Genomic DNA, 9,591 nt, shown 5'->3' with positions numbered 1-9,591 from the left:
GTGTGCACCCGGACCCCCAGTCTTTCCAGAAGTCGCCGGATCTCCCGGGCCTCTCCGGCCACGTTGTATTCCCCCACCAGGTTCACTGTGGGATGCCTATACTTGGAAAGGGGTTGCACCAGATCCAGAAGTGCCTGGTAGGCCAGCGCATGACCTTCGGCCTGACTCTTTCCCGCAAAACCGGGACAGTTTATGGCCACCACCCGACGGCCCCATTCCGCTTCCGCCTCGCGGGCCACGCCAACCAGGTCTTCTCCTATGAGCCCGGTGGAACAGGTGGCATAAAGAAAGGCTCCCCGGGCCCGGGGATAAAGGGACCACACCTCCCGCAGGGCCTTCCTCAAACGGTCTAGACCCCCGAAAACGATCTCCCCCTCGGTAAGCGCGGTTCCACAGAGATCCCGGGCCTCGCCCCTTACCATGGCCCCGTAATAACCGCACCCCACCGGCCCGTGTACCAGATGTACCGCCTCCCGAACCGGCCCCAGCACATAACGGGCCCCGAAATAAACACAACTTCGCTGGGTCATGCCCCCGGGCTCACTGGCCCGACCGCAGGGCTTGATCCTCCAGGGCATACAGGCGTGGTTCCCGCAGGCCTTCATCCTCTCCCCCTTTACTGGTGGGTCCGGTCGTCGGGATAATGGTGATCCAGGATGGCGTTCACGATACGGGCTAGAAAACGTTCTCCTCCCCGGTAGCCCACGATGGGCTCCCGCTGGTACCCTATCCGGTCGTAAACCGGAAATCCGAAGCGAACCAGCGGGACCCTTATCTCCTTGGAAATATTCACACACCGGGAGTGCCCCAGAATCAGGTCCGGTGGGTCCTGTTTAAGGGCGTATTCCCATTCGAACTGATCGCTTCCGTTCATGATAACGGGTTGATAATTATATTCCTCACATACCTTCCAGATCTCTTCCGCCGCCGATGCACTCTTGGTGCCCACCAGGATGTAAGTTGGAATCATCCCCAGTTCACAAACGAAGCGAGTGGCTGCGGCCACAAAATCCGGATCGCCGGCCAGGGCCACCCGTTTCATCATGGTGTAGTGCAGGGTATCGGCCATAGCATCAAGGAGGATACCCCTTTCCCACCGTATGGCTTCCGGGATGGGCCGACCCGAGATTTCACTTACGGTTTTGAGCAGGCGATCGGTATGGCCCACCCCCAGGGGCATGGGAAGCACAAAGGCCGGCACCTGATAACGGCGGGAGAGCCATTTCGCACCGGCGGCCCCGGCATCCGGCGAAAGGGCGAAAATGGCCCGGGCATCTCCGGCCCGCACAAACTCCTCTACCCGGGTGCCTCCCGGAGGATAATAGGGGATACGGTTGGGCATACCCACCAGCGGACAGTCCAGGGTGTCGCTGATGTCAAAGAGGATATGGAAAGGCACCCCCATAAGTTCCAGAAGATGTTTCAGTTCCCGCAGGTCTCCGGGCAGGAGAAACCCGGGAATAAAATAGAGATCCTCCGAGGGCTGTCCGCTCTGCCGGGAAAGGGCCTTAAGAAACTCCCTTGCGGCCCGGTTATAGCCCTCCACATGGGAGCCGGCAAAACTGGGGGTATGGACCACCACGAACTTGGTAAGATCCAGCACTTCCGGCCCGAACTCCTCCTCCATCATCTCCAGGGCCTCGGCCAGAAAACTCTGGATATCGTCCCCGATAACCTCGCTTGAACAGGTGGTAACGATGGCAATAAGTTCGGGTTTATAGCGACAGACCAGATTTCGTATCCCTCGCACCAGATTCTTGCGCCCTCCGAAGACCGCGGCATCCTCATGAAAGGAGGCCGAGGCTATGGAGGCCGGCTCCCGAAAGACCCGGGAGAAGGTATAGCGCACGTAAGTGGTGCAACCCTGAGCCCCCTGGACAAAGGGAATAGCCCGATGCACCCCCAGGGTGGCCCACATGGCCCCAAAGGGCATACAGGTACGGCTGGGATCGATGCAGACCGCCCGTTTGGCTGCCGGTACCAGTTCTGGGGGAGGAGGCACATATTCCGGGGTGAGGGGCTTTTTCCCCAGACGCAGCTTTTTGTAAGTAATACCTTCGAGCGGAACCTCTGAAACCTGATTTATGATCTGGTTGATCATGGCTATACCTCCTTGGCTCTCTTAAAATTCGGTCCGGGCCAGATCCCATACCGGGGCGCAGACCGCCTGATAGATGTCCCGGGCAAAATTCACCATTCCCCGAAATCCGGCGTAAGGCCCGGCTTCATACGAATGCGAATTGAGGGTGGGGACTCCGAATTTACGTATGAGATACTTTTCCTTGAGCCCGGTAAGGAAGAGGTCCGGCCGGCAGGTCTCGATCATCTCCTCGATTTCAAATTCATTAGGATTATCAATGATGAGGGTCCCGGGTTTCACTCGCTGGACGATCTTCTCGTAATCCTCCCGGTGTCCGAAGGTGGTCATACAGGCCACCACCTCCATACCCAGTTCCTCCATGACCTTCACCCAGTGCCACACCCTAGGAGCCCCTACATAGATGGCCACCCGCTTCCCGGAAAGTCTTTCCCGGTACCAGGAAAGAGCCGGCTCTACCGCCGCGGTTTCCTCCTCTATAATCTCCTCGGCCCGGCGCATCATCTCCTTCTCTCCGAACCAGGCCGCCACATCCCGAAGGGCCTTGGCCGTCTGCGCCATTCCGAAAAGACTTACCCGCACTAGAGGGATCTCGTATCCCTCCCGAAGAAGTTCGGCGATGTAGGTGGCTGAACGCTGACAGTGAACGATGTTCAGGCGGGCATCCGGCAACCGGAAGAGATCCCGTATCCGGGCATTCCCGGTAAAGACACAGATTATACGCAGCCCCAGTTTCTCGAAGAGGGGAATCACCGGGACCAGATCCCAATCGATGTTGTAATCCCCGATGATATTGACGTCGTAAGGGGTCTTTTCCTCTTCCTTCAGTCCCAGCTCGGGGTGTTTCTTTCGATAATCCAGCAACCACCGGTAGAACTGGGTATTAAATTCGTGGTGTCCCTTGGACTGGGAGACCCCGCAGAATCCCGGGGAGGCACAGGCGAAAACGGGTTTGCCCACCTCGGCTGAAACCTCCCGGGCCACCTGTTCGATGTCGTCTCCGATGAGAGCCGTGGAGCAGGTATTGTAAATGATGGCCCCCTGTGCTCCGGGGTTGATACGGAAGGCCTCAAGCAGGGCTCTCTTCAGTTTCTCCGCTCCGCCAAAGATGATGTCCTGTTCGGTCATGGCCGTGGTGTAACAATGACGGCGATGATGGGCCTCGTTCTCAAGCACCCCGGGAGCGGCCCAGTTATACACGTCTCCCAGATGACGACGGGTACCCCAGGTATAGTAACCGCAGCCTACCGGGGCATGGATCATCTGGATCACATCCACTATAGGTCCGCCCACGACCCCGCGGGCTCCGGCGAAGGCTCACCCTCGTTCGGTAAGATCCCCGGGGACGGTGGGAGCATTGCATCTGGGTATGGTCTTACGATCCTCATCCACAATACACACATGTTTGACCCTCTCCGGAATACAGGCATTGCACCTCATCTGGTAATAACCCATATCTTTCCCCTCCTTCAGGAGTTTTTAAGCCATAGCCGCCCAGAGAAGGTCCTGCAGGGCATCACCCTGCCCCGGAACTCCGGCGGCATCGGCCCGACAGCGCCGGCAGGAAAGGAACTGGGGCAGAAACCGGGAGGCCAGACGTCTGGCCCAGCGTATCTCCGCCTCGGTAGGGGCTCGACGATCCCGGAAATGCCCCAGGGGAATGAGCGGGATGATATTCATGAGCTGGGCTCCGGCTTCCCAGGCCCGCCGGGCTATCTCGGCCACCTCGGTATCGTTCACCCCCGGAACCAGAACCGTATTCACCTTGACTCTGAGACCGGCAGCCGCCGCGGCACTCAGGCCTTCCAGTTGCCGGGAAAGAAGAACCTCTGCCGCCTCCCTCCCGGAAAGACGTCTTCCCTGGTGAGATATCCAGAGATAGAGATCTTTGGCCGTGCGCACCGTGGCAGCGTTTAGGGTAACGGTGAGAAAACGCACCCCCACGGAAAGTAAATCCGGAAGCCTATCCTTGAGGAGCAGGCCGTTGGTGGAGACGCAGAAACGGAGAGCGGGGAAACGTTCCCGCACCCGGGAAAGGGCCTCCAGGGTCTCCTCGTTGGCCAGAGGCTCCCCGGGACCGGCCACTCCCACGATCTCTATGCGGGGTTCAAGGGTAAGCGCCGTTTCCACATACTCCGGGGCCTCCTCCGGAGAGATCACCCTCCTAGCCGTACCGGGCCGATTTTCGCTTATGCAGGGGTAACGGCGGTCGCAATACGCGCACCGGATATTACACCGCGGAGCCACCGGAAGATGAAGCCTCCCCACCTGCCGATGGGCCTTCTCATCAAAACAGGGATGTCTAATCATCTCTTTTTCCTCCTCTCATCCGGATACCTTTCTCAGAAAAGGGCTTCCAGCCCCGTGTCCCCGGTACGTACCCGTCGGACCTCCTCCACCGGAAGGACAAAGATCTTCCCGTCCCCGTGTTCTCCGGTCCGGTTAACCTGAATGATCCGTTCCACCACCTTGGGAACCATGGCCTCGGGCACCACCACCCAGAGGAGCCTCTTGGGAATGAACCCGTAAGGGGAGCTCTCCAGCTTTTCGGCCACCTCCGGACTCACCCGATAGGCCAGCTCCCGCAGTCTTCCCCCCTGTTTGCCCCGCCCGAGCACCCGAAAGGCGGTAAAGGAGGGAAAACCCATCTCCTCCAGGGCCTTTTTGGTGGAAAGCATCTTGTTGGGCCTCACGATGGCTACGATTTCCTTGAGCATGTCCACCTCCTAAAGCTCCGCTTCTCCGGTACGAATGGTATAGGCCTCCTCCACCGGAGAGACGAAAATCTTTCCATCCCCGAAACGTCCGGTTCGGGCAGTTTCCATGATGATGGTGCAGACCCTCGGCACCTCCTCATCCGGTACCACCAGCAGGAGTAGGCTCTTGGGAAGCTCATCGTAAACCACCTCTCCCACGGTAAGGCCTCCCTGTTTCCCGCGACCCACCACTTCCACCCGCGTAAGGGCCAGGAACCCTTCGCGGGCCAGGGCCTCCACCACCTCGTCCGTTTTCTCCGGTCTTATGACCGCCTTGATCATCTTCATTTCCGGGCCTCCTTATAAAGATTGCTTCGATCAAACCAGACCGTATTTCACCACCAGGCTTTCCAGCTCATCCATGGAAAGGGGTTGAGGGATCACCAGATCCCGATTTTCCATGATGCGCCGGGCCAGTTCCCTATAGGCCTGAGCCTGGGGATGGTCGGGATCGTATTCCACCACTGTCTTGCGATTGAATTCGGCCTTTTGGACAATGTTGTCCCGGGGAATAAACATGATCATCTTGGTACCCAGGCGTTCACAGAATTCCTGCATGATCTCCTCCTCGCGATCCACCTTCCGGCTGTTACAGATGATGCCCCCAAGACGCACCCCGGTACGCTGGGCGTACTTCACCATGCCCCGGCAGATATTGTTGGCCGCATAGATGGCCATCATCTCTCCGGAGGCCACGATGTAGATCTCCTGGGCCTTCCCCTCCCGTACCGGCATGGCAAACCCCCCGCAGACCACGTCTCCCAGCACATCAAAGAAGAGAAAATCCAGATCCTCAGGGTAACCCCCCAGCTCTTCCATCAGATTGATGGCGGTGATAACTCCCCGGCCGGCACACCCCACACCGGGCTCCGGCCCCCCGGATTCCACGCACCGGATTCCCCCGAAACCGACCTTCACCACCTTCTCCAGGGTGAGATTTTCCTCCCCCTCCTCGCGCAGGAGATCCAGTACCGTCTCCTGTGGCTTTCCTCCCAGGATGAGACGGGTGGCATCCGCTTTAGGATCGCAACCATGAATCATGACCTTCTTCCCGTAATAATGGGCCAAAGCCGCCGCCAGATTTTGAGTGGTGGTGGATTTGCCTATCCCTCCCTTACCGTATATGCCAATCTTCCTGGTCCCTTCTCCCATAGGCTCCTCCTTTTGAGGTCTTTGCGGTAGAGAGGAGCAAGGGGGGTGCCAGCTCGGCCTTTCGAAGCATACTTACTCTAACCCCTCAACTTTCAGTCCAAAAATCGATCTGTTTGGATAAACCCTTCTGGAGGACAGAAAAAAGAAAAAACTGACGGGAAGTTTTGGGGGATTACTTTGCGGGCTTTGGCACTTTATCAGGTGGAACGTTTTTTGCATTTAATCCCGGTGATGAGGCTCATGGATACGACCCTGCGGGAGGGGATTCAGCGGTGGGGAGTATATTTTCCGTTTCGGGTTCGCCGGGAGATCGTGCGCTATCTGGCCGAAATAGGCATAGAGGAGGTGGAACTGGGAGTGGTGGGGGAGGAAAGACTTCGCGGGCTTCTGCTTTCCTGTCGCCGGTTTCCCCACCCGCCGACTTTCAGCGTATGGTTACGCCTGCGAAAGGAAGACATAGAAAAGGCGGCCCGCTTGCCGGAGGTGGGGTTTAATCTCAGTGTGCCGGTCTCGGAGCTTCAGATTCGGCGTCGTCTGCGCCTCGATCCGGGTACCCTCCTCAAAAAGACCGAAGAATTGATTTCTCTGGCCGCCCGATATTCTCCCTGCGTAACCCTGGGGCTCGAGGATGCCTCCCGGGCTGAGGAGAGTTTTATTTTACAAATCTGTAGAGTTTCCTTGGCTGCCGGGGCCCGACGCATAAGGATCTCCGATACCCTGGGACTCCTCCATCCCCTGGAGGTAATCCGTCTGGTGGAACTTCTGAAAAAGGCCTTTCCGGAAACCGAGGTGGGTTTTCACGGACACAACGATTTCGGGCTGGCCACAGCCAATGCCGTGGCCGCCCTCCTGGGGGGAGCCGATTGGGTGGATGTAAGTGTCCTCGGACTGGGGGAAAGGGCCGGAATCGCCTCCCTGGAAGAGGTCCTGGCCTATCTCTATTTCCGACAAAAATGCCAACACTATCGGCTGGAGCTTCTCCCGAAGCTCTCCCATTATGTGGCCTGGCAGGCCGGTGAGGTCATTCCGGAATTCCGTCCGGTGGTGGGCAGGAAGCTTTTTTATTGTGAGAGCGGATTACATGTGGATGGACTCAAAAAGGCCCCCGAACTTTACGAACCCTTTCCCCCGGAACTACTGGGATTAAAGAGAAAATTCTCCCTGGGGGCCAAAAGCGGACGCGCGGCCCTGAGGGCGCTCCTTAAAGAATGGCAACTGGATTGTCCGGAGGAAAAACTGGGCCATCTCCTCCGGGAAATCCGACGCCGCGCCTCGGAACTGGGACGCCCTCTCGGTCCGGAAGAAATAAAACATTTGTTAGATTCCTTACAACAAAAATGAAAAATCTTGAAGCCCTGAAACTGGAAGTCCTTTATGCCACCCATGAACTTATAGGGCAGGCCCTGGACCTGGAGGAATCCCTGCGACGGGTCCTGCGTATCCTGGGTGAGAAACTGGATATGCGCAGGGCCTCCATAGTCCTCTGGGACGAAGTCTCCGGACATCTCAAGATCAAGGCCTCCTATGGGTTGAGTGCCGAGGAGGAGGCTCAGGGTATCTATGCCATCGGAGAAGGGGTCACCGGAAGGGTCTTCGCCACCGGACAGCCCTGTGTGGTCTCGGATGTAAGCCGGGAACCCCTCTTTTTGAACCGCACCGGGGCCCGGCGCCTGACCAAAGAGAAAATCTCTTTCATCGCCGTCCCCATTCAAGCCCAGCAGGAAATTTTGGGGGTCCTCTGGGTGGACAGACTCTTCGGATACCGCGTATCCCTGGAGGAAGACCTCAGGTTCCTGGAGGTGATGGCCTTCCTCATTGCCCAGTTCGTAAAACTCAAACGCCAGGTGGAGGCCCGCGAGAGCCACCTCCGGGAGGAGAACCTGGCCCTGAGGGACGAACTGGAGTCCCGTCTCAGCGAGTTCATGTACGGGTCTCGCAGCCCTAAAATGAAGGAGATACTGAGTCTGGTGAAACAAGTAGCTCCTACCCGGGCCACGGTCCTTCTTCTGGGGGAATCCGGCACCGGAAAGACTCTCACCGCCAGGCTCATCCACGAACTCAGTCCCCGACGGGATCGCCCCTTTGTAAAGGTCAACTGCGCGGCGCTGCCGGAAAACCTCCTGGAAGCCGAACTCTTCGGTTACGAACGCGGAGCCTTTACCGGAGCCGATCGTAGCAAACCCGGTCGCCTGGAGCTGGCCGAAGGAGGCACGGTCTTTCTCGACGAGATCGGAGAGCTCTCTCTGCCCCTGCAGGGCAAGCTCCTGCGCTTCATTCAGGAACGAGAATTCGAACGCCTGGGCAGCACCCGAACCCGTCGGGTGGATGTGCGCATCATCGCCGCCACCAATCGGGATCTGGAAAAACTGGTTCGGGAGGGGGCCTTTCGGGAGGATCTATTTTATCGCCTCAACGTCTTTCCCATTTATATTCCACCCCTCCGGGAACGGCGTCAGGATATTCCCGGATTGGTTAAGTTCCTCCTGCACCGCATGGAAAAGACTTACGGCCGACGTCTCGTTCTCTCCCCGGAGGCCCTGCAAAAGTTAACGGAATACTCCTGGCCCGGAAACGTACGTGAACTGGAAAATATCCTCGAAAGACTCTTTATCGTAGCTGAAGAAAACCCGGTATCCGAAAAACTGGTCTCCCGACTTTTGAGCCTGGAGGAGAAGTCGGATCCTTCTTTCTCCTCTTCCGGCCCCAGGGAACCTACCGCCGAGGAGATCCTGGAATCACTCCGGCGTCACCATTACATCATCGCCCGGGCCGCCCGGGAACTGGGGCTCACCTTCCGTCAACTCCGCTACCGGCTGAAAAAACTGGGGCTGGAGGAACGGTGCCCCATACGCCGCGGCCGACCACCCCGAAAACTTTAGATTTCGAGACCGGAAGCTGCCTGCTCTCCATTTTTCGAACCGCCTGAGAGGTTAGAAGTGCGGGCCACCTCTTCGTAGGGGGAAAGTATTTCGTCCAGGGTGGCCTTGAGGAGACGGACGGCAAGCCCCGCGGTGGTCACCAATTGAGCGAGCACAAAGCCCTTCACCGCAAACACAAAGGTGAGCCCCGGTCCGCAAGCCGGGCTCCTACCGGATGATCAAAGAAGATAAGGATCATGGCTCCCAGGGCCGCAGGGGGACGGCCTCAAGGTGTTCCGCTCCGGGGCCGCCCGATGGATCTCCGGGGCCAGCTCCTGGATGGCCTGTCGGGTTCCCTCCTCCGGCTCTCCGTAGCCCGGGCCAGAAAACGGTAGGCCCGGAGGAGTCTTAAGGGGTCGTCCCGGGATATAGCCCGGATGATCCCGACCGAAAGATTCGAAAACCCTCCGCTCTTACGGACATTCTCTTTGGGGGCCCGTGGCTCCTTCAACCGGAGAGTTAGCTAACCGGGGATTCCTCAGCGATCCAGGGGGCTCACCACCCCTGTGATTCTTCGGGCCACGATATTCTCTACCCCGGCCTTGCGCAGGGCCTTTTTGAAGGCCCGTTGCACCGCGCTGGGATGAATATGATGCCTGCGGACGGTCTCGGTGCGCGGATCCACCGAAAGCTCCCGGGAGGGAAATACCCAGAACCAGCCCCACTC

At 58.2% G+C, this 9,591-nt stretch carries 10 protein-coding genes and 1 pseudogene; 2 read left to right on the top strand and 9 right to left on the bottom strand.

Going from position 1 to position 9,591, the window contains the following annotated elements:
- The 7 genes from F8J34_RS01505 to nifH form a co-directional block, all read right to left on the bottom strand.
- On the bottom strand, positions 1 to 605 hold a 605-nt coding region (locus F8J34_RS01505; protein ID WP_297055775.1), incomplete at its 3' end, for a nitrogenase component 1.
- 11 nt (positions 606 to 616) lie between these two features.
- A complete protein-coding gene (locus F8J34_RS01500) occupies positions 617 to 2,101 on the bottom strand; it encodes a nitrogenase component 1 (protein WP_297055771.1) in 1,485 nt (494 codons plus the stop codon).
- A 21-nt stretch (positions 2,102 to 2,122) separates the two neighbouring features.
- On the bottom strand, positions 2,123 to 3,553 hold the full coding sequence (locus tag F8J34_RS01495; RefSeq protein ID WP_297055768.1) for a nitrogenase component I subunit alpha: 1,431 nt from the start codon (positions 3,551 to 3,553) through the stop codon (positions 2,123 to 2,125).
- 24 nt (positions 3,554 to 3,577) lie between these two features.
- Positions 3,578 to 4,408: a radical SAM protein gene (locus tag F8J34_RS01490; RefSeq protein ID WP_297055766.1), complete on the bottom strand. Its 831-nt coding sequence runs from the start codon at positions 4,406 to 4,408 to the stop codon at positions 3,578 to 3,580.
- Between the two features lie 32 nt (positions 4,409 to 4,440).
- Positions 4,441 to 4,815, bottom strand: coding sequence for a P-II family nitrogen regulator (locus F8J34_RS01485; protein ID WP_297055764.1), 375 nt, complete (start codon positions 4,813 to 4,815; stop codon positions 4,441 to 4,443).
- A 9-nt stretch (positions 4,816 to 4,824) separates the two neighbouring features.
- Complete coding sequence (locus F8J34_RS01480) at positions 4,825 to 5,142, bottom strand: P-II family nitrogen regulator (protein ID WP_297055761.1); 318 nt, start codon at positions 5,140 to 5,142, stop codon at positions 4,825 to 4,827.
- A gap of 30 nt (positions 5,143 to 5,172) precedes the next feature.
- On the bottom strand, positions 5,173 to 6,006 hold the full coding sequence (nifH, locus tag F8J34_RS01475) for a nitrogenase iron protein (protein WP_297055757.1): 834 nt from the start codon (positions 6,004 to 6,006) through the stop codon (positions 5,173 to 5,175).
- A gap of 177 nt (positions 6,007 to 6,183) precedes the next feature.
- Between nifH and F8J34_RS01470 the strand changes: the two genes are divergently transcribed.
- Both F8J34_RS01470 and F8J34_RS01465 read left to right on the top strand, forming a co-directional pair.
- On the top strand, positions 6,184 to 7,347 hold the full coding sequence (locus F8J34_RS01470) for a hypothetical protein (RefSeq protein WP_297055753.1): 1,164 nt from the start codon (positions 6,184 to 6,186) through the stop codon (positions 7,345 to 7,347).
- Entirely contained in the window at positions 7,344 to 8,885 is a 1,542-nt protein-coding gene (locus tag F8J34_RS01465; RefSeq protein WP_297055752.1) for a sigma 54-interacting transcriptional regulator, read from the top strand. Before F8J34_RS01470 ends, F8J34_RS01465 begins: the two co-directional genes overlap by 4 nt.
- On the opposite strand, the gene F8J34_RS01460 is transcribed toward F8J34_RS01465, so the two are convergent.
- A complete protein-coding gene (locus tag F8J34_RS01460; RefSeq protein ID WP_297055749.1) occupies positions 8,882 to 9,061 on the bottom strand; it encodes a hypothetical protein in 180 nt (59 codons plus the stop codon). The genes F8J34_RS01465 and F8J34_RS01460 overlap by 4 nt on opposite strands.
- 341 nt (positions 9,062 to 9,402) lie before the next feature.
- Positions 9,403 to 9,591 (bottom strand): annotated as a pseudogene (locus F8J34_RS01455) (hypothetical protein); the annotation flags it as partial.

It is taken from the genome of Thermosulfurimonas sp. (assembly GCF_015491435.1).
In the GTDB taxonomy this organism is placed as follows: Bacteria; Desulfobacterota; Thermodesulfobacteria; order Thermodesulfobacteriales; family Thermodesulfobacteriaceae; genus Thermosulfurimonas_A.
Note: the sequence above shows the minus strand (reverse complement) of the source record. Positions and strands in the feature narration are given on the sequence as shown.

What these genes read in the sequence shown, in the direction of transcription:
- F8J34_RS01490 (WP_297055766.1), bottom strand. Translation starts at nt 4,408, where the DNA reads ATGATTAGACATCCCTGTTTTGATGAGAAGGCCCATCGGCAGGTGGGG.
- nifH (WP_297055757.1), bottom strand. Translation starts at nt 6,006, where the DNA reads ATGGGAGAAGGGACCAGGAAGATTGGCATATACGGTAAGGGAGGGATA.
- F8J34_RS01480 (WP_297055761.1), bottom strand. Translation starts at nt 5,142, where the DNA reads ATGAAGATGATCAAGGCGGTCATAAGACCGGAGAAAACGGACGAGGTG.
- F8J34_RS01500 (WP_297055771.1), bottom strand. Translation starts at nt 2,101, where the DNA reads ATGATCAACCAGATCATAAATCAGGTTTCAGAGGTTCCGCTCGAAGGT.
- F8J34_RS01485 (WP_297055764.1), bottom strand. Translation starts at nt 4,815, where the DNA reads ATGCTCAAGGAAATCGTAGCCATCGTGAGGCCCAACAAGATGCTTTCC.
- F8J34_RS01465 (WP_297055752.1), top strand. Translation starts at nt 7,344, where the DNA reads ATGAAAAATCTTGAAGCCCTGAAACTGGAAGTCCTTTATGCCACCCAT.